We start from the raw sequence: 26099 nt of genomic DNA on the forward strand, positions 1-26099 counted from the left end.
TATGAGAAATAAATCTGAAGCTGTTTTAGCCTCATATATCGATGCGTTGCACCCCATTATTTATATCAATCATTTTGATTTTAAAGTCATTGATGAAGCGTTAACTAACGTTTCACACGGAGCAAAGATCGTTGAATTCAACAATGCTCTGGGCACAATTAATTTTTACACCAAGAGTCCTGTTATGGAATGCGAATTAGAGCATTTTTTGAAACTCTCAATGGATGATGGATTTGAAAATGATACATTCATTGTTTTGAAAGATATTCATGACCAATTAAGTAATCCTAGAGTAATCGCATTGTTAAAAAGAATTGCCGAGGATAATCTCTATCGTGATGAATATCACGCAACTATTTTCATTGTGTCCTCGAAAATTGTCATTCCGTTTGAGTTAGAAAACTATATAACAGTTTTTGATATTCCTTTACCTACTAATAAAGAAATAATGGATATTATCCAGAGATTTGTAAAAGATCTTGATATTGAAATAGGTCAGGAGATAATGAATGAAATTGCCCTTTCCTTTAAGGGATTAAACGAGTTCCAAATCAAACAGATATTAAACCTTGCTTACCAAGACGGAGGATTTATTGATGCAGAGGATAAGGTATTAATCTTGAAGCAAAAAGAACAGTTTATTAAAAAGTCAGGGATGTTAGAAATTGTGAATTTCAAGGAAACAATTGACGACATTGGAGGTCTTGAAAATCTTAAAGAATGGTTAAAGAAAAAAGCTAAGATTTTCAGCAATTTGGATAAAGCAATTAAATTTGGAGTAGATATTCCTAAAGGCATTATGATTATTGGGATGCCGGGATGTGGAAAAAGCCTAACGGCTAAAGCTACCGCTGGACTATTTGAAATCCCACTTGTTCGGCTTGATGTTGGTAGGTTGTTAGGTAAATATGTTGGTGAATCTGAAGACAACATGAGAAAAGCACTCAAGCTTTCAGAGGCTATTAGTCCTTGTGTACTGTGGATTGATGAAATTGAAAAGGCCTTTTCAGGTGTCGGTGGAGATGGCGGTGGAAATGATGTTACAACCCGTCTGTTTGGGCAGTTCCTTACTTGGATGCAAGAAAAAGAGAATACGGTATTTATTGTAGCAACAGCTAATGATATATCAAAGATGCCACCAGAATTTTTACGAAAAGGACGATTTGATGAATTGTTTTTTGTCGATTTACCTAATGGAGAAGAACGACGTAAAATTCTTGATATTCATTTGAAGAAGCGTGGTAAGTGGACAAAAGATATCGATTCTATCGCTCTGATCAAAGAAACAGAAGGTTTTAATGGTGCAGATTTGGAGGCTGTAGTGAAAGACACTATTGAAAATGCATTTATTGATGGACAAAAGACTGTAACTACGGCAGATATACAAATGTCAATTAAGGATACAAAATCTATTTCTAGCACACTAAAAGAAAAAATTTCACAAATTAAAGATACTATTAGCAAAATAGATATTAAGCCTGCGAGTAAAGCTGATGATAAGTAAGGAGGTCAAGTTATGCTTGAAGTAAAAAACAATGAGATTCTATTGATAGATGATACGTTTGAACCCCTTTTAACAGAAAATGATGCTGAAAATTTGAAGCCTATTCAAAAGAAATTCATGGAAAGCTATATCGCTCATAAAGATAGTATGTCTTTAGAGGAATGGCTACCGATGGAATTGCACATTAGTCTTCCTGAGAAATCAAATCAGGAAATCCAAGAGATTAGTACTGAAATTATTAGTACAATAAAAGTGAATGAAGAAAAAAAGCTTTCACTTGAACAAGCAATAAGTACTGGTCGTAGCAAGGAATCATGGTTTGCATCTGAAACTAAAAAGGCTACTGCACATCTAAGTGTTCAGGAAACATCAAAATATCTTCAAAATTTAGATACAGTACTAGGTTCTGCGAATGATGCTTTATATGAAGCAATCGTCACTCAAAATGGTGAAGTAAATTTAAATCCGCAACTAGACGGATTTATAGCCGAACAATACCATGCTCAAACATTTAATTTAAACGCAGAGGCAACTGGCAGTCAGTATAGAGCAAAAGTTTTACAGTCAGAAGGACAAGTTTATACTAAAAATTCTGTAGATGTTGTGATTGTTGATGGTAACGACAAAGTTGTAAGAAGATATCAATCAAAATATTGTAAGGATGCTGAGAGTACACTAGATGCTTTTAAAAAGGGTGACTATAGAGGTCAGAGAAAATTAGTTCCAGATGGTCAAGAGATTGATATTAAAAATTCAACAAACGTCTTAGAGGCACCAGATGGAACAAGAAGTAATCCACTTTCAAAACAGTCTGCTAAGGATTTACAAAAAGAAGCTCAAAGTGGGAAATGGAATGATCTAAATTGGAACGAATATCAGGCTAAAGACTTAGCGATGGGAATTGGAAAACAAGCTGGACAGGCCGCATTGATGGGTGCAGCAATGGGCGTAGGATGTAATGTTGCTCAAAAAGTTTGGAATGGAGAATCGATTGATGGGGAAGAGATTGTAGAAACCGCTTTGATATCTGGTGCTGACTTTGGAGTTAAAGCAGCGGCAGCGGGAGCTATAAAGGTAGGTGCTGAAAAGGGGCTGATTTCTATTGTCCCAAAAGGTACACCAGCAGGAACTATTGCAAATATTGCTCACGTAGCAATTGAAAATGTAAAAATTATTGGTAAAATCGCTACGGGTGAGCTTACTGTAAAAGAAGGAATTGATAAAATGGAACAGGTTACTGTTTCAACAATTGCTGGAATTGCAGCCAGTGTTAAAGGCACTATGGTTGGAGCAACTATTGGAACTGTATTTGGCCCAATAGGTACGGCTGTTGGGGGCTTTATTGGCGGAACAGTAGGATATATGGCAGGCTCAAAAGTTGGAGAAACTGTTGTAAAAGGTGTTCAAAAAGTTCGTGAAGTAGCTAAAGATGTAGTTAAATCTATTGGAAATACAGTTAAATCAAGTGTAAGTAGTGTTTGGAGTGGGGTTAGAAGTCTATTGAGTTGGTAGTTTTTTGGGGGGATCCAGGAAGTCAGTTTTCACTGATTTTCTGGATAGCCTCAATTTCATCAACATCATTTGCATACTCTCAAACCATTCCACTCACTAACTCAACAATCACTCACCTCATACCACATAGGCTTTAACACTTCAAAATTTTTGTTGTCTTCTAGCACAACATATAATCGGTCGATCATTTCTTCTAATTCTTCTGGTACAAATCGTAAAGACCATACGACTGATGCAAAGATTACCATTGCGGAATAGATAGAATACAGCATCCAAAATTCTTCTGGAACCTTTTGGTCAAAATATCCTGCAATTTGTCCTATTGAGAATGGAACACTTTGTTCTCTTTGAAATAAAGCTACTTTTACGAAGTCGTGAATCGGGTCTCCCCAATCAAAATTGTTAAAATCAATGACACCAGCAAACTTCCTATCTTTTATAATAATATTCCCTAGATGAAAATCATCGTGTTGAAATTGATTAGGACGTTTTTTTATATGATGTTTATTTTTTTCAATGAAATCAATAATTTTTTCATCGTTTTTGATCTTTATGCCACAAGCTTTGTAGGCGTTTAAGTATCGATAATGTTTTTCCATCGCTCGGTCATACCAATTTCTAATGGTTGAAGGAGCTTTGTATAGGTGCATTCTAGCTAGTTGTGTTCCGGCTTCGATTCCAGATTTATATTGTTCTTCCTCTGTAAGCGTTTGGATCATATCTTTTCCGTCTACGCCATCTATAAAAGAAAAAATATTATAGCAGGAATTGAATTCTTCAATAATCCCCATCTCAATAGGGTGAGGAGATTGAACTTTAAGGTTTTGCATGTTTTTTAATATTTGAAACTCTGTTTTTTTCTTTTTATAACTTTCTATATCACCTACTCGTAATAATAACTTCTTATGACCAACATCAACTACATATTTTTTATCAGGGGAATAGCCTTTTCGTAATTCTTCAATTGTTGTAGCGTTTTGAAGCGATTTTACTCTTTCTTGAATAATCTGTATTATATCGTTCATTTATTAAATGCCTCCATCATTGCTTTTAAATTTCATAAAATTGAATATGAAAAATGTCGATTGATTAGAAATTAATAACCAAATATCAATAAAAAATTTACTATTAATTTTACGGATAATTACGATAAATAGCGGCACACTAAGGCGGCAATCCTTGCAAGAAGCAGGGCGAAGAGCTTTTGTTTAGCGCATAGGTGGATAGAATCGCTCTTTCCATCAGTTGTTAAATAGCTTATAATGGTGATGTTTTAATGTATCAACAATAATGCTATACTATAAGTAATAATGATATACTATAAATGATTAATGATATACTACAATTAGTTACAATTGATGCGGAAAAGGTGTTTGACTAGATGGTGCCCTGACTTGCTGTGACGTTTACATAGGAGCGCCTGCATCCTTTCTGCAAATCTGAGGGGATAAGGATGGGTAAGATGAGCAACAGAGAAGAAAAGTCAGATGTTATCTTAATTGGTGCTGGAATCATGAGTGCCACGTTGGGAACGCTTCTGAAAGAATTAGTGCCAGGTATGAAGATTACAGTGTTTGAGAAGCTCGAAAAAGCAGGGGAAGAAAGCTCTAATGAATGGAATAATGCGGGAACAGGGCATGCTGCACTGTGCGAGCTGAACTACACTTCTGAAAAGTCAGACGGATCTATCGATATTAAGAAAGCGATTAAAGTGAATGAGCAGTTCCAAGTTTCAATGCAGTTTTGGTCTCATCTTGTGAATAACAAGCTGATCAACAATCCACAAGACTTTATTATGCCGCTCCCTCATGTCAGTATGGTACGAGGGGAAGACAATGTAAAGTTTTTAAAGAGACGTTTTGAAGCGATGGTGAGCAATCCTTTATTCAAAGGGATGGAATTTTCTGATGACCCGGAAACATTGAAGAAATGGATTCCGCTTATTATGCAAGATCGTTCAGAAAGTGATCGCATTGCAGCAACGAAAATCGACTCAGGAACGGATGTTAACTTCGGTGCTTTAACACGCATGTTATTTGAGCAGTTACAAACTCAAAATGTCGATGTCGAATATAAACATAGTGTGGAAAGCATTAAACGCAACAGCGACGGCTCATGGTCATTAAAGGTACATGATCTCGTTGGTTGTAAAATGGAATATCATAGAGCGAAGTTTGTCTTCCTTGGAGCTGGTGGAGGAAGCTTGCAGTTGCTACAGCAAACGGGTATTCCTGAAGGGAAACATATTGGTGGGTTCCCGATTAGTGGGTTATTCTTAGTATGTAAAAATCAAGAAGTGGTTGAGCAGCATCATGCAAAAGTATACGGCAAAGCTGCAGTTGGTGCACCGCCAATGTCTGTTCCGCATCTTGATACACGCTATATCGACAACAAAAAATCATTGTTATTTGGACCGTTCGCTGGCTTCTCACCGAAGTTTTTAAAAACAGGTTCAAATATGGACTTAATCTCTTCTGTCAAACCGCATAATATTACGACGTTATTGGCGGCAGGAGTGAAAGAGATGTCGTTGACAAAATACTTGATCCAACAGCTGATGTTATCGAAAGAACAGCGTATGGAAGAGTTACGTGAGTTTATTCCGAATGCTGAGAGCGAGGATTGGGATATTGTCGTAGCGGGTCAACGTGTACAAGTGATTAAAGATACGGAAGCGGGCGGCAAAGGAACGCTTCAATTTGGTACGGAAGTAGTTAGCTCGGCTGACGGCTCGATCGCTGCCTTGCTCGGAGCTTCACCTGGTGCTTCTACCGCTGTTTCTGTCATGCTTGAGGTCATCAAAAAGTGCTTCCCTGACCGCATGAAAGAGTGGGAGCCGAAAATTAAAGAGATGATCCCTTCTTATGGCGTGTCACTACTAGAACACCCAGAGCTGATTGACAAAATCCATACTTCAACAGAGCAGGCGCTCGGTTTAAGTCAACACTCGCCGTCACAAACAGAAGGCGAAAGTGTATTATCATAAGTGAAATAAAAAAGGACTTCCCATTTTTGGTGGGAGGTCCTTTTTTATTTAGGTGGGACGAGGGATTTGTCCTTTATTTAATAATTTTCTTTAAGCGTCCCGCCAGTGGTAAGACGATGATTCCAGCGATGACGATTTGCAAGACGTTTCCTGGGATGGAGCCGAATGGCTGAATCCAGTTGCCGTAAAGGATCACTTCAGCGAAGTAATAGCCGACGACTTTGATCACCAATGCAGTGACAATGGCAAGAGTGTAAACGACGGCTCTTTTGCCGGGCATTTTTTCAGAAATAAGACCAGCTGTATACCCCATTGCGCCTACAATGACGAATGTAAACGGTGCCCATATTGTCCAGCCGGAGAAAAGATCGAATAAGGCCATTCCGAACGCGCCTGCGATGGCTCCGGTTTTTCTACCGTAAACGAACGCGGCGATAAAGAGAGGGACATTTCCGAGATGGATGAGGCCTCCGTTACCCATAATAGGAAGCTTGATGTTGATGAACATCGTCGCTACTAGGGTTAATGTGATAAAAAGTGCATTGATGACGAGTGATCTTGTTTTCGTCTTTGTTGCACCTGTCGATGAGACTGTTGAATCCATGCGCTAACCTCTTTCTTTAAAAGTGTACTATAACCATAGAATTTCACTGCTTTAGCGGTGAAAGCGGTTAGATATTATCATACTCTTAATCAAGTGCTTAATAAATACCTAATCTTATTTATTTACGCATGTAAAGAAGTCATGATGGAGATGCAGAAGATGATTTGATATAAGTTATTAAGCATGATATAAGTGTAAAAGAAGTGGAACATTTGGTTTTATATTTTTTGACGTGATTTACCACGCCCATTTTTTGTACTTGCACCGATGGAAGATGTGACAGATGTTGTTTTTCGTCACGTAGTAAGTGAAGCTGGTCGACCGGATGTATTTTTTACAGAGTTTACAAATTCGGATAGCTATTGTCATCCAGAAGGTATGCAAAGTGTGCGTGGCCGTTTGACTTTTACAGAAGATGAACAGCCAATGGTGGCACATATTTTGGGGGATAATTCTGAATATTTCAGTCGAATGAGTATTGGCATGGCAGAGCTTACGCTTGATGACTTTGGAAAAGAATGTTGATGGGATAATTAATTCGGGTAAGACTATAAAACAGATCTTTAAAGTGTTAAAGTATTAATTTAGCGGGCATTAGCTTTACAATTTATACTTAATATAATAATTTTAGGCATGTTAAAGGGTGAGCTTTAACTGCTGGATAAATAACTAACATTTAGGAGGACAAACAATGGCTATAAGCAATAATGATATATTAGTTAGAGTAAGATATGCTCTAGATATAAAAGATATAGATATGGTGGAGATATTTAAACTTGGTGGCGTTGAAGTAACAAAAGAGGAAGTACGAAAGATGCTGACAAAATTAAAAAATAGTTACTATGATGAATTTGACGATGATCGTGATGTAGTTGAAAATGATTACGAAATAAAATGCAATAATGTGATGTTAGAGTCATTTTTGAATGGTTTTATTACTTTTAAAAGAGGAAAACAAGATCCAAAACCAGGGCAACCGGATAGACAAGCAATATCTTTAAAAAGTAATGGAAGTGTTAATAATCTCGTTCTAAAAAAATTGAAGATAGCACTATCATTAACAAGTGAAGATATGCTTGATATATTAGAAGACGTAGGAGTCATCGTAACAAAAGGAGAATTAAGCGCTTTATTAAGAAAAGAAGGCCATAAGAATTACAAAGAGTGCGGTGATAGATACGCAAGAAATTTCTTAAAGGGACTAGCTGTAAAGTATAGAGGGTAAGGAATCGTTTATGAAGATAAAGAGCCAATAACGAATAGGGTGACCCTAAAAGTCGTTTTTTAACGATTTTGGGGGTCACCCTATTCTAGTTAAGGCAATTGCGTTTTAAAGCAGCTTAGTTGTATTTTCATGTTCTGTTGACAGAAAAATAAACCCTTCAGCATATGAAAGTAATAATCATTATCATTTGAAATGATATATAATAGTTTAATTAGAAAAAACTTAGTATAGAAGAGTTTACAAACTATTATTGAAATGAGGTATACAATGTGAAATTCAACGTGAATCAGTTGGCGGAGCATTTTGCACACACTCCTTTTCAAGTGAAAGGAATATATCGATATGCTAAAGATCCAGGTGTGCCTAACGCGGACTATACAGATGCTTTTCCTGGATTTGTGTTTCCGCTTACAGGTAGGATACAGTTTTCATTTAATGGAAAGCCTTATATCCTTTCGCCAGGGAAAGTTGTGCATGGTGGTGCGAAAATGAAACTATCTCAAAAAACGCTTGGTAAAACTAACTGGGAATACATCCTTGTTTTATATCGTATATGTCACTCAGAACTAGAAGAGTCCAGTTTTTCTCATCAGCATTTTGAATTACCAACAGGACAATCTCCTCGTCTTATTGAATTAATTATGCGTCTTTGGCATGTGTATAATCAGCCAGGTGGGATTTCGAAGTTTCAGACCGAAATGCTGTTTCGAGATGTACTGAATGAAGTCTTTTTATGTGTAAATAGGCAAAATGACTGTGAATCACACACTTTATTTGAACGGGTATCTAATTATATTCATGAATATTATTATGAAAGTCATACAATAGCAGCGCTTGCAGAACAAAATAACGTGAATCGAAATCGACTTTCTTACGTATTTAGAAGACATGCAGGGATGGGACCAGCAGAATATTTATTAAAATACCGTTTAAACAGAGCGGAAGAAATGCTATTTACAAGTAGTGTACCTGTCCAACAAATTGCACAAGCTGTTGGATTTACTGACCCTTTTTATTTTAGTAGAGTGTTCAAGAAACAATTTGGGATTTCTCCTACTAATTATCGAGAGAAGTTCATCAATAATCCATGCTAACTTCAACAAGCATCCATTCTAATCTAAAAATGGCTTTGCTATACTAACGACAAGCGAGAGATCACATTGTATTGGAGGAGCTTAGTATGCAACAGATGAAAGGACTGCTCGTATCTTTACTATTAGTAGTAGGTATATTAGCAGGCTGCAGCGATGAAACACCTGCTGAAAATAAAGGATCAACTAAAGAAAATACATCAGCAGCAGAAAATAATACAGATGCAACTGAATGGCCAAGAACATTTACAGATGCATTAGGTAAAGAAATTGTGATTGAGGAAAAACCAGAAAAATTAGCTTCACTATGGTATTTTTATCCTGAAATATTAACTGCACTAGGTGAGCCACCTGCGGCTACTACTGAGAAAGAGTATTTATCTTCTTTATCTTATTTAAAAGGAAAGCTAGATTCAGCTGAGGAATTAGGGGATAAAGTGTCACCTAACGTTGAAAACATTCTTTCTGCTGAACCTGATTATATTTTAGCAACAGAACATCATGAAGAGATGTATGATTCCCTAGAAAAAGTGGCGCCAGTCATTACGTTAAAAACGGAAGACATCCTTGGAGATTGGCAATATGGACTTCGTACAGTAGCCGAGATTATTGGAAAAGACGACGAAGCGGAAAAAGTAATTGATAATATGATGAAAGAAATCACAAAGGGACGTGAATCATTAAAGTCGATGGAAGGAGAGTCAGTAGCACTTATATTGTCTTGGGATGGAAAAACCTTCAATGTTCTAGGTGAGGGGACTCCTGTCTATACATTGGCGTTTGATAAAGAAAAGGGACTGGGCCTTACACCAGATAAGGCATTTAAAGGTACTAATAATGAATTTACTTCGTTTGAAGGGATTGCAACTGTTCAAGCAGACCATATTTTTCTTATAGGTGACATTACAAAAGAGGAACAATTGATAAGTGACTTAGAAAAAAGTAATGTATGGAATGGTCTGAATGCCGTAAAGAAAGGCAATGTCTATTTAATGGATAATTCCGCTATTACTGGTGGACCATTAGCTACCGAATATGCCTTGCAGAATATGATCAAATCTTTACGCTAGTTCTAAAAAGTTTATCCTAGATTACTGTAACGATAGAGTGGAAGTCAAAAATAAGGAGTGATTATTATCCGTTATCAAGCTATTCAACTCAATGACGAACTATCTAAACTTAACGATTATTGGTCTCCGAAAGTTATAGGTGAAATAAATGACTGTCAATTTAAGCTTGTTAAAATTGATGGGGATTTTATGTGGCATGATCATGAAGGTGATGATAAGGTGTTTTTCGTGCTTGAAGGAGAGATGTTCATTGATTTTCGTGATGGACAGGTAAGAATTTCTAAAGGTGAGATGTTTATTGTCCCGGGAGGAGTCGAGCATAAGCCTTTCGCCGAAAAGGAATCCTACATCATGTTGGTGGAGCCTAAAAGAGAGAGCTAACACTAGCCAATGATAATTGGCAGACCTCATTCTTAGTCGTCAACAAGAATAAGGTTCATCAGATGGCATGAAGTTCTTCCCACCAATGGCGTTGTATCAAATACGGTCAAAAAGACATAAGTCTTTCACCGCAATGATAGGAATACCAAACAGTTCATGGGAGACAATCTCTTATGAACTGTTTTTGATGTGTGAGGCATAGGAAATAGATCATAAAAGTCTGCTATATGAGAAAGGAATAAACAGATGGTATCATCAAATGAACAATTAAGAAAGGTAAACGAAACGGCACGTCCGATTATGGCGATATGGATTGTAGTAGGCGGAACGTTTGTCCTCTTATTCTCCCTTATGTTGTCGATATCGTTAGGAGCTGCAGATATAGATTTTAAAACGGTTTGGAAAGCATTGGTCCAATTTAATCCCGATTCGCAAGAACATCAAATTATTTGGGAACTTCGCCTTCCACGTGTCATTGGAGCAGCCTTTGTCGGGAGTTGTTTTGCGATATCAGGTGCATTAATGCAAGGGATGACGCGCAACCCTTTGGCTGATTCTGGCTTGCTCGGGTTAAATTCAGGCGCTGTTTTTATGCTGGCAATCTGTTTTGCTTTTTTCCCTAGTTTGCCGTACATATATTTAATCTTATTTTCTTTTTTAGGAGCAGGATTAGGGGCAGGGATTGTATACGGTATTGGATCGTTATCAAAAAAAGGATTAACACCAATCCGTTTAGTACTAGCAGGAGCAGCAGTCAGCGCGTTATTAGGTGCACTAAGTGAAGGGATTGCCCTATACTACGAAATTGGACAAGATATAGCGTTTTGGTATGCGGGTGGTGTTTCTGCAACAAAGTGGAGTCATTTAAAAATAATAGCACCATGGTTATTGCTAGGCTTTTTAGGGGCGATGATGTTGTCGCGGTCGATTACAATATTAAGTCTAGGAGAAGAGATCGCCGTTGGCCTTGGTGAGAAAACGGGGCGTGTAAAAGTACTAGGCATGATCATTATCCTTATTTTAGCAGGAGCGGCTGTATCTGTGGTAGGTGCGGTTAGTTTTGTTGGGTTGATTGTCCCGCATTTAACACGTCGTCTAGTGGGCTATGATTATCGCTGGATTATCCCAACCTCTGCGGTGTTAGGAGCGTTACTCGTTGTTTTAGCTGATTTAGGGGCGCGTATTATCAATCGGCCCTATGAAATCCCAATCGGCGCATTAATTGCTCTTTTAGGTGTACCTTTCTTCTTGTATTTAGCGAGAAAAGGAGGGAAGGGAATATGACAAACAAAAAGTGGAAAGAGAAAAGCCAACGAAAGAAAGAGAAGCAGGTAAGGTTGGTTGCTTTAACACTGATTTTATTCATTAGTATAGCTTTTTTGATTAGTTTAAATACCGGTCATATCCGACTAGCTCCAAAAGAAGTGATAATGACATTATTTGGTCAAGGGACCGATCGGCAAGAATTAATTTTATTTGATTTTCGTTTGCCTCGTATGGTCATTGCGTTATTAGTTGGAATGGGATTAGCAGTATCTGGAACGGTGTTGCAAGGAATCGTTCGCAACCCATTAGCCGATCCCGGTATCATCGGTATTAATGCAGGAGCTGGCTTAGCTGTCATGTTATTTATTTCGTTCTTTTCGACAACGACAGCTACTCCCGTATTTATGATGCCCATTCTAGCTTTTGTGGGGGCTGGAGGTGCAGCTATTGCCATTTACATACTCTCCTATAAACGAAATGAAGGAATATCACCGATTCGCCTCGTTTTAACAGGAGTGGCGATTGCGGCGGGAATTAGTGCACTCACAATTGTTTTGACGTTAAAGCTTGATCCTGAAAGATATCAATTTTTAGCCACTTGGTTGGCCGGAAGTATTTGGGGTTCTAATTGGACATTTGTACTTGCTATATTACCTTGGTTAGTTATATTAATTCCATTTGTTTATTCGAAATCTTCTGTTCTTAACGTTCTAAATCTAGGAGATGAAACAGCGATCGGTCTCGGTGCTAATTTGGAGAAAGAAAGACGGGTGTTGTTAGCTGCAGCTGTTGGAATGGCGGCAGCCAGCGTTTCCATAAGTGGTGGTATTGGATTTGTCGGTCTCATTGCTCCTCACTTAACAAGACGATTAGTAGGCAATAAACATGAATATGTCATTCCGATTTCCGCTATAGTAGGTGCATTATTGTTGCTTGTTGCCGATACGATCGGTCGCTGGATTATGCAACCTTCTGAAATTCCTGCTGGTATCGTAGTAGCCGTAATTGGCTCACCATACTTCTTATATTTACTAGCTAAGTTAAAAGATTAATATCAGCTATTTAGATGAAAGAACGGAAAGTGCTACGGATGTCACTAGATGCTTCAATGATTGAGACTGAATTAATAATGAGGGGACAAGGCGATAGGCAGCTTGTCCCCTCATTATTTTTAGAGTGGGACGAGGGACCTGTCCTTGTGTCTCTAAAAATAGGCAGTCGCATTAGTAACAATACCCAAGCAGAATTCATATTTTGTTGAGGAAAGCCTTCGAAGTATTAGTTGAGTCGTTTGTTGCTTTTATCTTGTGGCACATCTTATTAATTAAATACGGAGGAATGAAATATGAATAATTTCCAGAATGATCTTCAAATGTTGGATGTTGCTGATTTTCAGGCGAATGAGGCTATCCCTTGGGATCATCAAGATCGCCAACTTGGAGTTTTTTTCCGCTGTTTTAGTTGCTTTAGCTGTTTTAATTGCTTTAATTGCTTCAATTGTTTTCGTTGCTCTAACTGCTTTAATTGTTTCCGTTGTTCTAATTGCTTTCGTTGTAGCGGCAATTGTGGTGGTCGTTGCGGTGGCCGCTGTGGCGGTCGATAATTCTAGCCTTCGAATGAAAAGCCCCTTCAGCAGGGGTTTTTTCTCTGAAAGATTAGACATAAGAGACAAATTACAATACATAAGATGATAGTGCAATGGAAGATGATGCTATTAGATTTGAGGAAAGATGAAGAAGGAGGAGCGGAATGACAAATTTGAACCCTTCTATGCGTCTGAAAGTGAAAAGAGATACTTTTTTTCTCCCCGATCCAAACAGAGGTGTGTATTTTCGAAATAATGTAAGTTCGTTTCATATGAAAGGCAGTACGATAGATCAATGGGTGAATAAGCTAATCCCCATGTTCAATGGTGAGTACACGTTGGGGAATTTGACAAATGGATTGCCGGAGCCATATCGAGATCGTGTGTATGAAATTGCCGAAGTGCTTTATAAAAACGGGTTTGTTCGGGATGTAAGTCAAAACCATCCACATGAATTGGGGGAGCAGTTTCTTAAAAAGTATGCTTCTCAAATTGAGTTTCTAGAAAATTTAAGCGATTCAGGTGCGTATCGTTTTCAATTCTATCGTCAGACCAAGGTGTTGGCAATCGGCTCTGGTCCAATGTTTGTCTCGTTGGTTTCTTCATTGATTGAATCTGGATTGCCTAAGTTCCATGTGTTGATGACGGATTCAGTACCGACAAATCGGCAACGGTTAGAAGAAATTGTCGTACATGCACGCAAAACGGACCCTGAGATAGCAGTAGAGCAGATCATCTTGAAAAAGGAGAGGGAAAGTTCTTGGCGGGAGATTGTGCATTCGTTTGAATCAATATTGTATGTGTCACAGGATGGTGATGTCGAGGAACTACGAACTCTTCATAAAGTTTGTAGAGAAGAGAAAAAACTATTCCTCCCTGCTATATTTCTAAAACAAGTGGGGATGGCAGGGCCTTTAGTTCATCCAGACGCTGAAGGATGCTGGGAGTCTGCATGGCGCAGTATCCACCAACCTGTGTTTGGTCATGAAGATCAATTAAACAGTTTCTCCTCCACTGCGGGAGCGATGTTGGCCAATGTAATCGTGTTTGAGTTATTTAAAAACGTTACGAGAGTTTCTAGATCAGAGCAGATGAATCAATTCTTTATGCTTGATCTAGAGACGATGGAAGGAAATTGGCATCCGTTCATGCCACATCCGCTAGTAACCGGACGTGTTAAGGCAGAATGGATTCAAGATTTGGATTGGCAGCTCAAACAGCATTCGAGCAGCAAGGAAGCGAGCGAGTTGTTACTATACTTTAGCCAGTTAACATCAGCAAAATCCGGTATTTTTCATATTTTAGAGGAAGAGGATTTAAGGCAGTTACCATTAGCACAGTGTCGTGTTCAAGTAGTTGATCCTTTATCAGAGGGACCTGCAAAGCTGTTACCAAGCTTTGTTTGTGCAGAGCTTACACATGAGAAGGCACGGAAAGAAGCAGGTCTATCTGGAATTGAAGCGTATATGTCGCGAATGGTCGAAGTGCTCCTTGTGACTCTTCCTTCACAACAGAAATACGAGGAATTTGTTGGTGTCGGAGCAGGAGAAACAATGGCAGAAGGTGTTTGCCGTGGCTTGCAAAAGTGTCTAACCGAGGAACTGCGTAAACAACAACTGTCCGATCAGCAGAATGTTGTCTTTCGAATACATGTAAGTGATGTAGAAGATCAACGTTGCCAGTATTATTTACAGGCATTGACTACGATACAGGGTGCACCAATCATAGGTTTGGGAAAGGAAGTATCTGGTTTCCCTGTGATATGGGTCGGTACGAATGGTCGCTGGTATGGCAGTGTAGGTTTGAATACAACTATGGCATTGCAAAAAGCGTTACAACAGGCGCTTATGAATGGAAAAAGTCAAACGATGCAAGCGATGGCGGATTCGTCTGTGTATCTGGTAGAAAAGGAGCCGCAACGCCTTGTCATCCGTACGAGTGAAGAAACACCTCAGTGCGAAGTCTTGCAGTCCGCGATAAAAATATTGGAAAGGAACCGCAAGAAGCTCTTTGTTTTTGAACTAGCATTGGACCCCTTTTTGAAAAAGGAACTAGTAGGTGCGTACGGTATATTGCTAGGTGAGGAGGAATCCCAGTGAGTGCAGCCGTAGTGATTGTTGGAGAAGGAAGGTTAGCTGACTACGTGCATGGAGAATTGTCAGCCCAATATCATGTAGTTCGTCATGTTGATTTCGAGGCAGGAGTACCTGAAGAGGCTGATTTAGTTCTAGTACTGCACGATGCCTGGAAGCCTTCTTTTCATCGAAAAGCAGAAGAGGTGTTACGTCCAGCTGGAATCCGTTGGCTACGAGGGTTTGTTTCATTTGGAGAAGGGGTGGTCGGCCCGCTAGTTTGCCCACATACACAAGGGTGCTCTCAATGTGCGGACATGCGACTTCTCATGGCGGGACGCGACCGTAAAGAGATGTGGGAAATGCAACAAATGCTAGCGAAGGACGGAGAAGTGGCGTGTGACGCATGGGCATCGAGCATGGGACTTTTGCAAATCGCCTACCTACTTAGTGCAGAGGTACAGAGGATATTGCAAGATGATGAGATCCACTCGGAAGGACGGGTATGTTTAATCAATCTGAAAACATTAAAGAGTTCCTCGCATACTTTTCTGGCCGATCCATTATGTCCAGTTTGTAGTCAAATACTTGACGACTCACCAGCCGCAGCCCAAATTTCACTAAAATCGAGCCGTAAGATTGAAGGAAGTTACCGCTGCCGTTCGATGAACGATCTAAATAAAGTTCTAGTTAAAGACTATCTGGATCATCGGCTGGGCGTTTTGAATGAGAAAATGTATGATTTTGTACCGCCTTTTGCTGATGTAGGTGTAAATTTGCCATTATTCTCAGGGGACGAGGGAGTAGCAGGACGGACTCATTCATATGCTATAAGCGAGTTAACTGCTATTTTGGAGGGGTTAGAGCGGTCTTGTGGTATATCCCCCCGCGGGAAACGGACAGTTGTCTACGATAGTTTTAATAACTTGAAAGATCAAGCCCTCAACCCCATTGGAGTAGGAGTGCACGCAAAGGAACAGTATGCACAGCCTGATTTTCCATTTGAACAGTTTAATCCTGATCGCCCAATGAACTGGGTATGGGGCTATTCGCTGTTGGAAGAGCGTCCAATTTTAGTTCCAGAATTGCTTGCCTATTACAGCTTAGGGTGCGGAAGAGGGTTTGTCTATGAAACTTCTAACGGATGCGCATTAGGAGGAAGTCTAGAGGAAGCCATTTTCTATAGTATTTTGGAAATAGTAGAACGTGATTCGTTTCTGATGACTTGGTACGCAAAGCTGCCCCTACCTCGCCTTGACCCTTATACGGCCAACGATCAAGAGTTACAATTGATGATTGACCGTGTACGGGCAGTGGGGGGATATGATCTGTATTTTTATAACTCGACAATGGAGCACGGAATTCCAAGTGTTTGGGCATTGGCGAAAAATAGGAAGCAAAAGGGATTGAATCTCATCTGTGCGGCCGGAGCTCATCTTGATCCAGTACGAGCGGTGAAAAGTACGATTCATGAGTTAGCTGCGATGATGCTTACCCTTGACGAGAAATTAGAGACGAACCAAGAGCAGTTTGTGCGAATGCTGCACGATCCTTCGTTAGTGCAGAAGATGGATGATCATGGGATGTTGTACGGTTTGCCGCAAGCGCAAAAACGCCTGCAATTTTTACTAGATGATAATCGTCCGTTGCGATCGTTCGACGAGGAATTCAAGTGGAAGTCCACTCATGCAGATCTGACCGATGATCTGAAGGATATTCTTCAGAAGTTTCGTCAATTGAATCTTGATGTGATTGTGGTGGATCAATCGACATCGGAAACGAAACGAAACGGGCTATATTGCGTGAAGGTGCTAATTCCTGGAATGTTGCCAATGACATTCGGACATCATTTGACGAGAGTAACAGGGCTGGAGAGGGTGCTACGGGTACCAATGGAACTTGGATATTCGAAGCAACCGCTGACACTCGAACAGCTCAATCCACATCCACATCCGTTTCCATAAGCAGTAACGAGGAGGGTAGGAGGATGGATCTAGAGACATTTCTGCATAATCTACATTTTGACGTTGACAAAGTAAGCTCAACGGACTGGAAAGTGGATTGGGAAGATGCACCGCTTCCATATAAACTCTACCGTGGGTTGCCTGTCTTTCCATTATCTCTGGAAGTACCGCTTACGCTTGAAGAATGGGAAGCACCAAGAAAGCCTAACATTCGGAAAATCAGTCATTTTCTCTGGTATGTATTCGGCCTGACTCAAATTTCTCAGTCAGTCTTTCCTATCACAAATCAAGAAACGGAACTCATGCAGTCGTACAGGCGATTTGTTCCTTCTGGTGGGGCGTTATATCCAAACGAATTGTACGTGTATCTAAAGATGGAGGATTTACCTAATGGAGTGTACCATTATGATGTGGCACACCATCGCTTGATATTGTTGAGGAAAGGCAATTTTGATTCATATATCGCTAAGTCTCTTGGCAACCGCTGTGATGTGTCAGCTTGTTTTGGTACGGTGTTTGTGTCGACAATGTTTTGGAAAAACTTTTATAAATACAATAACTTTTCCTACCGCCTGCAAGGGCTGGATGCTGGTGTACTGATTGGACAATTACTGGAAGTAGCCAAACGGTTTGGTTTTGCTTCGGGGGTGTACTTCCAGTATCTCGATCGGGCGATCAACCATCTACTCGGACTAAATGGAGAAGAGGAAAGTGTATATGCAGTTATCCCGCTAACAGTGGAACCTATGATTTGGTTGACTAGCAGAGGTGGCAGAAATGAACTTGTTTCTGCCGTTGAACTGTGTCGAGAGTTGGAAGCTATTCAAAGTAATCATTACATCCGATCAGAGCGAATCAAAACGTTTCCGATGTTAACGAAGATGAATGAAGCGTTTATACTAAAATCAACTCAATCGTTTCGGCAAATAAAGGCAGAGGAAAAATTGAATCGTGTGAATCAAGAGATAACTCTCCCTCATATGAAGCGGTTATCGTATGATCTAGCAGCGGTTTGTCATAAGCGATTTTCACCGGACATGGATTTCATTTTGGGGAAGGTGAGTCAATCGCAGTTGGCCACCCTGCTACAGGAAGCAACATCTGCGTACTCGTATCGAAATGATTTGGATGAAGCCCATAAGGTGCAAAAGCCTCGTGTTTCATTGTACGTATGTTTGAATAACGTGGAAGGTATTCCGGATGGTGCTTATCATTATGATAGCACTGATCATACGTTACGACAGATAGAACCCGGTGATCATCGACTCCGTTTGCAATCTGGAATGTCTGCAGGGAATGTGAATTTGTTCCAAGTGCCGCTTTGTTTTCATGTAACAGGAGATAAAGATCACTTAATATCGGAATTGGGGTACAGAGGCTATCGTATTCAACAAATGGAGGCGGGAATGCTCGTGCAACGATTACTGTTAGTCGCCTCAGCCCTGGAGATGGGAGGACATCCTCTACTTGGGTTTGATGCGAAATTGTGTGATGAAATATACAAGATGGATCAACGAGGAAAAACTAGCCTAATCGAAATCCCAATCGGTCCCTATCGACCTCGACCTTGGTTAAAGGGGAGCTTGCAAAGCTGAGTAAGGTGAGGAGAAACCTGTAAGTGGCACAGAAACATGCGGATGAACTAGGAAATCTAATTGAACATTCTTTTGGATATTCCTATTTGCTCGATGCTAAATCGGAACCGAAAAAGTCAAAGCGATTCATGATTATATCATCTTAAATACAGCTTATGATTATGAAAATTATCAAAAGAATACGGTTACCGACGCATCGGAGACATAGGACTAATAAATAGGAAGAGAAGGGGGTGAGACCCAACGATGATCGTTGAGGCTCACCCTCTTTTAGTTAGTGGGACAAGGGACCTGTCCCTATGTCCGCAATTTCCGTATTCTAAAGTTCGCTTCAAGCAGCACCCAGTTTTGGGGGAATGGGTAGCCGAGTACCCAATAGCTGATTCCACGTAAATTATAATTCGTTGCTAAATCGAATTTGGCTTGGGCGCTGCGAGCATCTTCAAACCATACTTCGTGTTGACGGCCTTTTTCGTCCCAATAACGGTAAAATGGGGATTGTGATGTTTTGTCGTATTGAATAACGGCATTGTATTTGACCGCCCGACGAATCGCTTCCTGCATATCGAATGTTTGGGCTTCCTGGCCTTGAACGTGAGGAAGGAGCCAGTCGCGAGCGTACACTTGGAAGCCGAGAAAAATTTTATTTCTTGGAATGACCTTGACGGCATAATCAACGACCCGCTTCATTTGATTGAGCGGAGAGATCGCCTGTGGAGGGCCGAAGCGATAGCCCCATTCATATGTCATTAACACGATAAAATCAACAATTTTTCCTTGAGCGGCATAATCATGTGCTTCGTATAATAGTCCTTTTTGTTCGGAGCTTGTTTTCGGCGCAACAGCGGTTGAAACAGAATATCCTTGTGGACGCAAACGATCTACGGCACGCTGTAAAAATTGATTATACAGTTCACGATCAGACGGATACACATTCTCAAAATCAACGTTTAATCCTCTATAGCCTTTCTCTTTCATGATATTTTCAATATTAATTAATAACCGATTTTGTAGCAATGTACTTGAAAGGATTGTATGAGCCAATTTTGATCCGGGATCTTCGCTCGTAAAGTTGGTGATGCACATTAACGGAACGACTTTTTTTGCTTGAGCGGCTTGAAGGATCGCACTGTCATCGATAGGCTCTAATCCGCCATCTGCTTTCATCGTGTAAGCAAAAGGGGAGGCGTACGTTAAATCATCCCCCACCTCACGAATTTCTTTTCCTCCTTGTTCCCCCTCGTTAATTGTATAGGCGTTGACATCAATGATGGGTTTAGGAAAAGGAATGACGAGTACTGCTCCTTGAGAAATGAGATTAGGATTTTGAATTTGATTGGCTCTTATCATTTCTTGTACTGTGATACCGTAACGTTGAGCGATTTGCTGTAAGTTTTCTCCGCGCTGAACCGTATGTGTTCGAGGTGGAATGAATAAAACCATTCCTGGGTTGAGGATGGCTGTGCTGCTCATTCCATTTGCTTGAGCAATTGCCGCAACGCTCACGCCATATTTCTGTGCAATCTGCCATAACGATTCTCCCGACTGAACCGTGTGGCGACGGGCAGCGATCGGAATAATAATCGACTGGCCAATAACTAATTGATTAGGATTAGGAAGTCCATTTGCGGCAATAACTTGTGCAATATTGACACCATACCGCTTACTTATATTCCATAACGTTTCTCCTCTTTTTACTACATGAATAATCAAATCATGAGTACCTCCTCGGGGATCGCTTCTTCGTCCCTCTACAAATTTTCCATTAAACGTTTGGCGATTTTGACGTAATCATCTCGATCAATGCCAGGAGCGAACTCTTCTGGAAGGTCGTCTAAGTTAGGAATGGGAGCTCCTTTTGGTGCGCCTTCTTTCACGATAAGTGGATGGCCACTTTCTGGATTCGTTCCCTTCCAGATTTGTTTAATATCGCTGTAATCTCCAACATCATTCCATGTATATAAAACGTTGGCTAATCCTTGTTCCTCAAATTTTCGGGTATGGTCGAATTTCGTGTTGGATAAATTAGGGATCGGAATCAGCTTCTTCACGTCTACACCTGTGGCGATCTCTAAAGCTTTCGCATAAGCTAAAACATGCGTTCCGCCGCGAACTAATAAATAACCGATCATTTCACGAGCCGTTTCATGCTCCGTCATCTCATATACCCTCATCTTATGTGTTCGAGCACCGACTTCTAAGAAAAAGTTGTGAAGCAAGTCCAACACTAAGTTTCCACTACTAAACACATTGTCTCCTGTCCAAGCCCGTCCCATCGAATCGCCAGCTAAAGAAGCTTGAGCGGTCGCGATAAAATGATACGTATTGCGACTATCTTTCCCGATACGTAAAGGGGTCGCGTCTGGGTCTCCTGTGTAAAAGGTATTTCCCCTTGATAACAGATTAATCGTATTAGAAACAAGTTCGACATGTCCGAACTCCTCAGCAGTAATGCTAGTAACAAGGTCGTAAAAAGGCTTAAGCTTATCTTTGCGGCGGAAGTTAAACGATTGGTACATATAATTATTTAACGTCGACATCTCTCCGAACTTCCCACCTAACAGCTCTTGAACAGCTGCGGCAGCATTTGGATCACCATGCTCTGGAATTGGCAGGGCAATTAACAATCGATTTTCACGCTTAAACATCGTATTCCTCCTTATCCCCTTGGAATCACCCAAACAATTTGTTGAATACGAATATAAAAAGGAGACCCACCCGATTCAACGACAATATGATCAGGCATCACCGTTTTCAGCCTTCCAGAAACTGTCCCTTGCGTCGTTTGAACAACTAGTTCAGTGCCTGTAACCCCTTGAAACATTTGATATACATATGGATCAATATGACTCGCAAATGACGGTGTTTGTTGATTCATTCTCATACCCTCCTGTGATAAAACTTAATCATTTAAAGGTATGAGTGGACTGGATTGGTTATACATGAAAAAATGAACCTAGGGGACGGGTCCCTTGTCCCTCAGATGAAACTTCTTCCTATTTCATCCGTATATAAGGTAAGAGAAATGGTATTTTAGGAAAAGTGGTGATTGAATTGAAATTATTTTTATGTATGTTATTTTTCAGTGTGATTGGCTATTATAGTTATCAATTTATTCGAGTGTTACTGAAGATGAATCAGAATGTTATGTTTCCAATGACAGATGAGGAGCTTCAAACGTTAAGAAAATATCCTGAGAAGGCGATCAATCTTCCGACGTTTTCTAAACAAAAAGGCGGCATTATTTTATATTCATTTGTACTTGTATTCGTACTTGTTATGTTTATTTTAGGGCTATTTATAAAAGGCTTTAATTGGTCTTTCTTTCTATTAATTTTCTTGCCGTTTACACATTCGGACAACTTATTGAATATGTTTGCGGTAGTTGAAGGCGGGTTACTAAGTGGAAATCGCTTCATTCCTTGGAGTAAAATAAAATCATTTCAGTTCGTGCCGATTACGATGGATCACAGATTTTACGGTTTTGATAAAGAAGTGAATGCAGGATATGAATTGATCATCAAAAAAAGGTTCTTTTCCACAAGCTGTGTTGTGACTTCGGAGGAAACGAAGGAGAAGTTGACGGTGGTATTGAGTGAGCGTGTAGCTAATGTATAGAAGGAAAAAGTAAAAGAGAAGGTGACCTATGAAAGCGTATATTATCAAACTAACATTTGAGGATGTTGAACCAGTGGTGTGGAGGCGCGTCGTTTTGCCAGCAGGTGTGACATTTCATCGACTGCATGAAACCATTCAGCACGTGACTAATTTTCAAAGTGAGTTAGAGCCGTATCATTCTTTTGGCATAGAAATAGATGAATGGTTTGTTACAAGTAATGAAGCATTTCAAAGTGAAAAAAATGTTAAGCAACCGTCACGGATGAAAATAGACAAGTATTTAGAAAGAGACGGTTCTCTCTTATATGGCTATGATTTTGGCGATGATTGGCGTATTAAGGTGGAGTTGGAACAGACGGTGGATGATTATTATTTCGGATACCCGACTTTGCTAGCAGGAGAGGGAACAGCACCACCTGAAGATGTAGGTGGTCCGCCTGGCTACAAAGAGTTTTTAAAGGTATATCATGATCAAACACATCCGGACTTTTTACAAACAGTTGCTTGGGCAGAGCGGCAGCGATATGTACCGCTAGATACCGACTATATTAATGACAGTTTAAAGTATGTGAAATATAAAAAGACGGAGTGGAGCCATATTGATCATAAAAACTACATGATCCTTTCCGATAAGTACCGTCGTTCCGATATCATTGACCTCGGTGCTGTGCCTCATAAGGAGCTCATTTACCAGTATGCTATTGCCTGTGTCAATCTTTATGGTCAGATCGATTATTCGAAGTTTCTAGAAATATATAACGGACAAAATGAACCAGCTCTTTCAAGAAAGGAGCTTATGGCGGTTTTGAAAGACTCGCACTATGCTATGCAACTAGAAGAAGCAGATATATTTGCACACGATCGAGCATTAATGCATCATGCTATTGAATTGTTTGATGACTATGCTAGTTTTTTAGCAGAAACTTTAGGAAAACCTTTTTACGTACCTGAAAAAGAAGAATTACTTCGTTACGTAGATGATTTTTATATTGAGCATACACCGGAGCAAGACAAGTTTGCCCGTATGTTAGCAAAAGACTTCTTCGGTGGCAGTACATTGATGGTTCACGAGGAAATCGAAGAACTCGTCTTTTCTTTACAAGTGGCCCAGTCTGACTTTCAATTAACCGTTCAGCAGTTTTTACAACGTTTTGAATTCCAAGATATGAAGCAGTTGAATGAATACGCGCATGCGATCACGATGATTGCCAATACGACTCGTATTTGGGAAAACAGAGGATACACGCCACAAGAGCTGGCTGAAATGGGAAAACACCTTCGAACTCAATCATTAACGCCTATGCATACGGGTAAGGTTGGTCGTAATGAGAAATGTCCTTGTGGCAGTGGGGAAAAATATAAGAAGTGTTGTGGGAAGTAGAGAGGCAAGGTATCTGTTCCTTTGTCCCACGAATAAATGATTGAAAATTAAAAACTTATCATCTTCAGTTTTCCATGTGAACTTGCTAATATAGAAAGTAGACTAATCCTAGGAGGCACAATCATGAGTGTACATAAAGACCTTATATTACATGCTGAGAAGCAAAATAAACTATATAGAGAATTTGCCTTGTTAGACGAGCAGCGTGAGGCGTATATTGCAGAGGCAGTGGAGTTGTGCAAAGCGGGGAAGGAATTTACGATTGATCGCATTAATGAAGTGACAGAGAAAATTAATGTGTTAGCGAATCATCGCTTGATCCCAACTCGTAAAGTAGTGACGCCTAATATGGTTCGGGAGTATGTGGAGAAATTGCAGTAAGTTAAAAGTTGGCAGAGTTTGATATATGAAGAAGGTACGGCCTTTTCCTAAGTGCTTCATCAGGGAAAGGTCGTTTTTTAGATTGGCTTATCACGGGCTATCTCAAATAACATCTGCTATTGATGAGTATAACAATAGTCAGAACGAGCGATCAATCCAGTTATCCATTGGCTCTGCTTATCACCCTCATTTTTTTGAACAAATGACTCAGCTGTTTGCACAAGCGGACGCACAGATGTATGCGGGTAAATCAGAGCGGAAGGTGTTTTTTGTTTTTGTGAAACCAAATGCTGGATAATTCGTATGTATTATTAAAAAGGTGTCTCAGTTAAAAATGATATTTTAGATAGCTATTGGAATGTTCCAGAAGGCATATTGTGGAGTTTTTGAAATGTGAAATATATGAAGGAGTGGAAGTGTGGATCAATCAAAGTAAAGTGGAGGCGAGTCTATGAAAAAATTAGACTTTATATTAATTACTTTTGTAGTGTTGGTATCAGTTTTAATTTTTGTCATTCTTCAAGGGGGCATAGATACTGTTTACATTTCATTGATTATTTTAGCGTTTGGGTCAGTGACGGGTATGGTGAGGAGAACGATATTAAAATTTTCTGAGAGATAATTTGGAAGTAGTTACAATAATAAAATTAGATTCATCAAAAGATGTGGCTTAGGATACTATAACGATGCCCATTTTTTCCTGCGCTTTCGCTTATAGCTTATTAAACCGTTTCGGGGCGTTGTGCAAAATACCCCGAAATGTTAAATCAGCGAGAAATCAACACTGATAGAGGGAGGGTAGTATAAGTATCTATGAAAAAAACACTAGGGATTGTTGTTGCATTTATTTGGGTAACTTTATTTTTTTACTTTTTTAACATGTTCATGCCTAAGGATATTTTATACTTAGTAGTTTCTTTTCCAATTATTTTTATTACAACTTTTTTTATTCTAAGGAAGTCCGGCTTTAAGATTTGAGACTCTCATAGTTTGTGGATTTAGCCGTGGGAGTCTCAAAATACTTCATGAATATTATTATATCTAATATAGTATTAAGGGGTTTTATGAAGAAGTGAAAGTGTGGACCAATCAAAGTAAAATGGAGGCGAGTCTATGAAAAAGTTAGACAGTATATTAATTACTTTTGTAGTGTTGGTATCGATTTTAATTTTTGTCATCCTTCAAGGGAAACTGGATACTGTTTACATTTCATTGATTATTTTAGCGTGTGGATCAGTGATTGGTATAGTAAGGAGAACGATATTAAAACCTTCTGAGGAATAATTTAGAAGTAGTTACAATAATAAATTCACTACAATAAGGTGAAATACATACGGGAGGCATACGATGAAGTTGAATTCTCGGAAAATACTAATTGTTTCATCTGTTATATTTTTATTTTTCATATCTTTAGTTACATATGATTATTTGAAGTTTGATGTGTTCAACTGGTCAGAGAATTTTTTAAAATCTTTCATTATCTCAGCTACTATAATACTTTTAAATATGTTGTTTAGAAAGAACAAAAAAGCTTTATGATAACTATTTTGAGTGTTACTTTCTCTATACTGTATGCAATTTTAGCATCGATCAGTGTGAAATTTATTATTTATTCTTTCAAGAAAAAGTTTCCTTATGAATTAGGTTTTTTCGTTTCGGCTATTTTTCTAGGTGGCTTCTCTTTCCTATTTTTACGTTTAGATACGGCTTATTTCATGTTTAACTCTTTTTTAAAAGCAGGGGTTACTATAAGTATGGTTCAATTGTTTTTGTTACCAGTACTAATCATACTGAAAAGGACGAGAAAGAATATTTATGTGAAAGTCATTAATCGAATCGATCATATTATTTGAAGCTTGAAGAC

26 protein-coding genes and 1 pseudogene are annotated in these 26099 nt (G+C 39.4%); 21 read left to right on the forward strand and 6 right to left on the reverse strand.

The genetic code is table 11. The features are described from left to right. The first annotated feature begins 1 nt into the window (after nt 1). Nucleotides 2-1504: an AAA family ATPase gene (locus ACSVDJ_RS03335; RefSeq protein ID WP_439170062.1), complete on the forward strand. Its 1503-nt coding sequence runs from the start codon at nt 2-4 to the stop codon at nt 1502-1504. Between the two features lie 12 nt (nt 1505-1516). Next, on the forward strand, nt 1517-3016 hold the full coding sequence (locus ACSVDJ_RS03340; RefSeq protein WP_439170063.1) for a hypothetical protein: 1500 nt from the start codon (nt 1517-1519) through the stop codon (nt 3014-3016). Between the two features lie 101 nt (nt 3017-3117). Here ACSVDJ_RS03340 and ACSVDJ_RS03345 read toward each other — a convergent pair whose 3' ends face one another. After that, on the reverse strand, nt 3118-4041 hold the full coding sequence (locus ACSVDJ_RS03345; RefSeq protein ID WP_439170064.1) for an aminoglycoside phosphotransferase family protein: 924 nt from the start codon (nt 4039-4041) through the stop codon (nt 3118-3120). Nucleotides 4042-4478: 437 nt separating this feature from the next. Between ACSVDJ_RS03345 and mqo the strand changes: the two genes are divergently transcribed. After that, complete coding sequence (gene mqo, locus ACSVDJ_RS03350) at nt 4479-6002, forward strand: malate dehydrogenase (quinone) (RefSeq protein ID WP_439170066.1); 1524 nt, start codon at nt 4479-4481, stop codon at nt 6000-6002. Nucleotides 6003-6075: 73 nt separating this feature from the next. On the opposite strand, the gene ACSVDJ_RS03355 is transcribed toward mqo, so the two are convergent. Next, a complete protein-coding gene (locus ACSVDJ_RS03355) occupies nt 6076-6606 on the reverse strand; it encodes an ECF transporter S component (protein ID WP_439170067.1) in 531 nt (176 codons plus the stop codon). 267 nt (nt 6607-6873) lie between these two features. On the opposite strand from ACSVDJ_RS03355, the pseudogene ACSVDJ_RS03360 reads away from it, so the two are divergent. From ACSVDJ_RS03360 to ACSVDJ_RS03390, 7 genes and pseudogenes are all read left to right on the forward strand, one after another. Beyond that, nucleotides 6874-7101, forward strand: a pseudogene (locus ACSVDJ_RS03360) (tRNA-dihydrouridine synthase); the annotation flags it as partial. A 196-nt stretch (nt 7102-7297) separates the two neighbouring features. After that, on the forward strand, nt 7298-7831 hold the full coding sequence (locus ACSVDJ_RS03365; protein WP_439170068.1) for a YehS family protein: 534 nt from the start codon (nt 7298-7300) through the stop codon (nt 7829-7831). 269 nt (nt 7832-8100) lie between these two features. Beyond that, nucleotides 8101-8925 carry a helix-turn-helix domain-containing protein gene (locus ACSVDJ_RS03370; protein ID WP_439170069.1) on the forward strand — a complete coding sequence of 275 codons (825 nt, stop codon included), beginning with the start codon at nt 8101-8103 and terminating at the stop codon, nt 8923-8925. Between the two features lie 86 nt (nt 8926-9011). Next, nucleotides 9012-9992 carry an ABC transporter substrate-binding protein gene (locus tag ACSVDJ_RS03375; protein WP_439170070.1) on the forward strand — a complete coding sequence of 327 codons (981 nt, stop codon included), beginning with the start codon at nt 9012-9014 and terminating at the stop codon, nt 9990-9992. A gap of 66 nt (nt 9993-10058) precedes the next feature. Beyond that, on the forward strand, nt 10059-10373 hold the full coding sequence (locus ACSVDJ_RS03380) for a cupin domain-containing protein (protein ID WP_439170250.1): 315 nt from the start codon (nt 10059-10061) through the stop codon (nt 10371-10373). A gap of 300 nt (nt 10374-10673) precedes the next feature. Further along, entirely contained in the window at nt 10674-11657 is a 984-nt protein-coding gene (locus ACSVDJ_RS03385) for a FecCD family ABC transporter permease (RefSeq protein ID WP_439170251.1), read from the forward strand. Beyond that, nucleotides 11654-12691, forward strand: a complete 1038-nt coding sequence (locus ACSVDJ_RS03390) for a FecCD family ABC transporter permease (RefSeq protein ID WP_439170071.1) — start codon at nt 11654-11656, stop codon at nt 12689-12691. Before ACSVDJ_RS03385 ends, ACSVDJ_RS03390 begins: the two co-directional genes overlap by 4 nt. A 272-nt stretch (nt 12692-12963) precedes the next feature. Here ACSVDJ_RS03390 and ACSVDJ_RS03395 read toward each other — a convergent pair whose 3' ends face one another. Then, nucleotides 12964-13302 (reverse strand): hypothetical protein, encoded by a 339-nt coding sequence (locus ACSVDJ_RS03395; RefSeq protein ID WP_439170072.1) that lies wholly within the window; start codon nt 13300-13302, stop codon nt 12964-12966. Between the two features lie 86 nt (nt 13303-13388). Here ACSVDJ_RS03395 and ACSVDJ_RS03400 point away from each other — a divergent pair, with 86 nt between their 5' ends. The 4 genes from ACSVDJ_RS03400 to ACSVDJ_RS03415 are packed head-to-tail and all read left to right on the forward strand — an operon-like array spanning nt 13389 to nt 19001. Next, complete coding sequence (locus ACSVDJ_RS03400) at nt 13389-15323, forward strand: putative thiazole-containing bacteriocin maturation protein (RefSeq protein ID WP_439170073.1); 1935 nt, start codon at nt 13389-13391, stop codon at nt 15321-15323. Beyond that, on the forward strand, nt 15320-17260 hold the full coding sequence (locus ACSVDJ_RS03405) for a TOMM precursor leader peptide-binding protein (protein ID WP_439170074.1): 1941 nt from the start codon (nt 15320-15322) through the stop codon (nt 17258-17260). The genes ACSVDJ_RS03400 and ACSVDJ_RS03405 overlap by 4 nt, the downstream gene beginning before the upstream one ends. Before the next feature lie 23 nt (nt 17261-17283). Then, nucleotides 17284-18855: a SagB family peptide dehydrogenase gene (locus tag ACSVDJ_RS03410; RefSeq protein WP_439170075.1), complete on the forward strand. Its 1572-nt coding sequence runs from the start codon at nt 17284-17286 to the stop codon at nt 18853-18855. 23 nt (nt 18856-18878) lie between these two features. Next, the gene (locus tag ACSVDJ_RS03415) at nt 18879-19001 is read left to right on the forward strand and encodes a hypothetical protein (protein WP_439170076.1); all 123 of its coding nucleotides are present in this window, start codon (nt 18879-18881) and stop codon (nt 18999-19001) included. A gap of 151 nt (nt 19002-19152) precedes the next feature. On the opposite strand, the gene ACSVDJ_RS03420 is transcribed toward ACSVDJ_RS03415, so the two are convergent. Genes ACSVDJ_RS03420 through ACSVDJ_RS03430 form a run of 3 tightly spaced genes read right to left on the reverse strand, consistent with a single transcriptional unit; the run spans nt 19153 to nt 21733 of the window. Then, the gene (locus ACSVDJ_RS03420; RefSeq protein WP_439170077.1) at nt 19153-20568 is read right to left on the reverse strand and encodes a LysM peptidoglycan-binding domain-containing protein; all 1416 of its coding nucleotides are present in this window, start codon (nt 20566-20568) and stop codon (nt 19153-19155) included. 38 nt (nt 20569-20606) lie between these two features. Continuing rightward, nucleotides 20607-21503 (reverse strand): manganese catalase family protein, encoded by an 897-nt coding sequence (locus ACSVDJ_RS03425; RefSeq protein ID WP_439170078.1) that lies wholly within the window; start codon nt 21501-21503, stop codon nt 20607-20609. Nucleotides 21504-21514: 11 nt separating this feature from the next. Further along, nucleotides 21515-21733 (reverse strand): YuzF family protein, encoded by a 219-nt coding sequence (locus ACSVDJ_RS03430; protein WP_439170079.1) that lies wholly within the window; start codon nt 21731-21733, stop codon nt 21515-21517. Nucleotides 21734-21900: 167 nt separating this feature from the next. Between ACSVDJ_RS03430 and ACSVDJ_RS03435 the strand changes: the two genes are divergently transcribed. The 7 genes from ACSVDJ_RS03435 to ACSVDJ_RS03465 all read left to right on the forward strand — a co-directional run bounded on the left by ACSVDJ_RS03435 (nt 21901) and on the right by ACSVDJ_RS03465 (nt 26088). Next, nucleotides 21901-22473 (forward strand): hypothetical protein, encoded by a 573-nt coding sequence (locus ACSVDJ_RS03435; RefSeq protein ID WP_518620001.1) that lies wholly within the window; start codon nt 21901-21903, stop codon nt 22471-22473. Nucleotides 22474-22501: 28 nt separating this feature from the next. Continuing rightward, entirely contained in the window at nt 22502-23854 is a 1353-nt protein-coding gene (locus tag ACSVDJ_RS03440; protein ID WP_439170082.1) for an IS1096 element passenger TnpR family protein, read from the forward strand. Nucleotides 23855-23977: 123 nt separating this feature from the next. Beyond that, nucleotides 23978-24235: a DUF2533 family protein gene (locus tag ACSVDJ_RS03445; protein WP_439170083.1), complete on the forward strand. Its 258-nt coding sequence runs from the start codon at nt 23978-23980 to the stop codon at nt 24233-24235. 82 nt (nt 24236-24317) lie between these two features. Then, nucleotides 24318-24533: a hypothetical protein gene (locus ACSVDJ_RS03450; RefSeq protein ID WP_439170084.1), complete on the forward strand. Its 216-nt coding sequence runs from the start codon at nt 24318-24320 to the stop codon at nt 24531-24533. Nucleotides 24534-24686: 153 nt separating this feature from the next. Continuing rightward, nucleotides 24687-24857, forward strand: coding sequence for a hypothetical protein (locus tag ACSVDJ_RS03455; RefSeq protein WP_439170085.1), 171 nt, complete (start codon nt 24687-24689; stop codon nt 24855-24857). A 491-nt stretch (nt 24858-25348) separates the two neighbouring features. Next, nucleotides 25349-25519, forward strand: a complete 171-nt coding sequence (locus ACSVDJ_RS03460; RefSeq protein WP_439170086.1) for a hypothetical protein — start codon at nt 25349-25351, stop codon at nt 25517-25519. A 251-nt stretch (nt 25520-25770) separates the two neighbouring features. Beyond that, nucleotides 25771-26088, forward strand: a complete 318-nt coding sequence (locus ACSVDJ_RS03465) for a hypothetical protein (RefSeq protein ID WP_439170087.1) — start codon at nt 25771-25773, stop codon at nt 26086-26088. Nucleotides 26089-26099 lie beyond the last annotated feature (11 nt).

This window comes from Bacillus sp. Hm123 (genome assembly GCF_051842975.2).
In the GTDB taxonomy this organism is placed as follows: Bacteria; Bacillota; Bacilli; order Bacillales; family Domibacillaceae; genus Bacillus_CE.

What these genes read in the sequence shown, in the direction of transcription:
- ACSVDJ_RS03385 (WP_439170251.1), top strand. Translation starts at nt 10,674, where the DNA reads ATGGCGATATGGATTGTAGTAGGCGGAACGTTTGTCCTCTTATTCTCC.
- ACSVDJ_RS03465 (WP_439170087.1), top strand. Translation starts at nt 25,771, where the DNA reads ATGATAACTATTTTGAGTGTTACTTTCTCTATACTGTATGCAATTTTA.
- ACSVDJ_RS03395 (WP_439170072.1), bottom strand. Translation starts at nt 13,302, where the DNA reads ATGTCTAATCTTTCAGAGAAAAAACCCCTGCTGAAGGGGCTTTTCATT.
- ACSVDJ_RS03355 (WP_439170067.1), bottom strand. Translation starts at nt 6,606, where the DNA reads ATGGATTCAACAGTCTCATCGACAGGTGCAACAAAGACGAAAACAAGA.
- ACSVDJ_RS03345 (WP_439170064.1), bottom strand. Translation starts at nt 4,041, where the DNA reads ATGAACGATATAATACAGATTATTCAAGAAAGAGTAAAATCGCTTCAA.
- ACSVDJ_RS03410 (WP_439170075.1), top strand. Translation starts at nt 17,284, where the DNA reads ATGGATCTAGAGACATTTCTGCATAATCTACATTTTGACGTTGACAAA.
- ACSVDJ_RS03440 (WP_439170082.1), top strand. Translation starts at nt 22,502, where the DNA reads ATGAAAGCGTATATTATCAAACTAACATTTGAGGATGTTGAACCAGTG.
- ACSVDJ_RS03340 (WP_439170063.1), top strand. Translation starts at nt 1,517, where the DNA reads ATGCTTGAAGTAAAAAACAATGAGATTCTATTGATAGATGATACGTTT.
- ACSVDJ_RS03335 (WP_439170062.1), top strand. Translation starts at nt 2, where the DNA reads ATGAGAAATAAATCTGAAGCTGTTTTAGCCTCATATATCGATGCGTTG.
- ACSVDJ_RS03455 (WP_439170085.1), top strand. Translation starts at nt 24,687, where the DNA reads ATGAAAAAATTAGACTTTATATTAATTACTTTTGTAGTGTTGGTATCA.
- ACSVDJ_RS03390 (WP_439170071.1), top strand. Translation starts at nt 11,654, where the DNA reads ATGACAAACAAAAAGTGGAAAGAGAAAAGCCAACGAAAGAAAGAGAAG.
- mqo (WP_439170066.1), top strand. Translation starts at nt 4,479, where the DNA reads ATGAGCAACAGAGAAGAAAAGTCAGATGTTATCTTAATTGGTGCTGGA.
- ACSVDJ_RS03430 (WP_439170079.1), bottom strand. Translation starts at nt 21,733, where the DNA reads ATGAATCAACAAACACCGTCATTTGCGAGTCATATTGATCCATATGTA.
- ACSVDJ_RS03425 (WP_439170078.1), bottom strand. Translation starts at nt 21,503, where the DNA reads ATGTTTAAGCGTGAAAATCGATTGTTAATTGCCCTGCCAATTCCAGAG.
- ACSVDJ_RS03375 (WP_439170070.1), top strand. Translation starts at nt 9,012, where the DNA reads ATGCAACAGATGAAAGGACTGCTCGTATCTTTACTATTAGTAGTAGGT.
- ACSVDJ_RS03460 (WP_439170086.1), top strand. Translation starts at nt 25,349, where the DNA reads ATGAAAAAGTTAGACAGTATATTAATTACTTTTGTAGTGTTGGTATCG.
- ACSVDJ_RS03400 (WP_439170073.1), top strand. Translation starts at nt 13,389, where the DNA reads ATGACAAATTTGAACCCTTCTATGCGTCTGAAAGTGAAAAGAGATACT.
- ACSVDJ_RS03365 (WP_439170068.1), top strand. Translation starts at nt 7,298, where the DNA reads ATGGCTATAAGCAATAATGATATATTAGTTAGAGTAAGATATGCTCTA.
- ACSVDJ_RS03445 (WP_439170083.1), top strand. Translation starts at nt 23,978, where the DNA reads ATGAGTGTACATAAAGACCTTATATTACATGCTGAGAAGCAAAATAAA.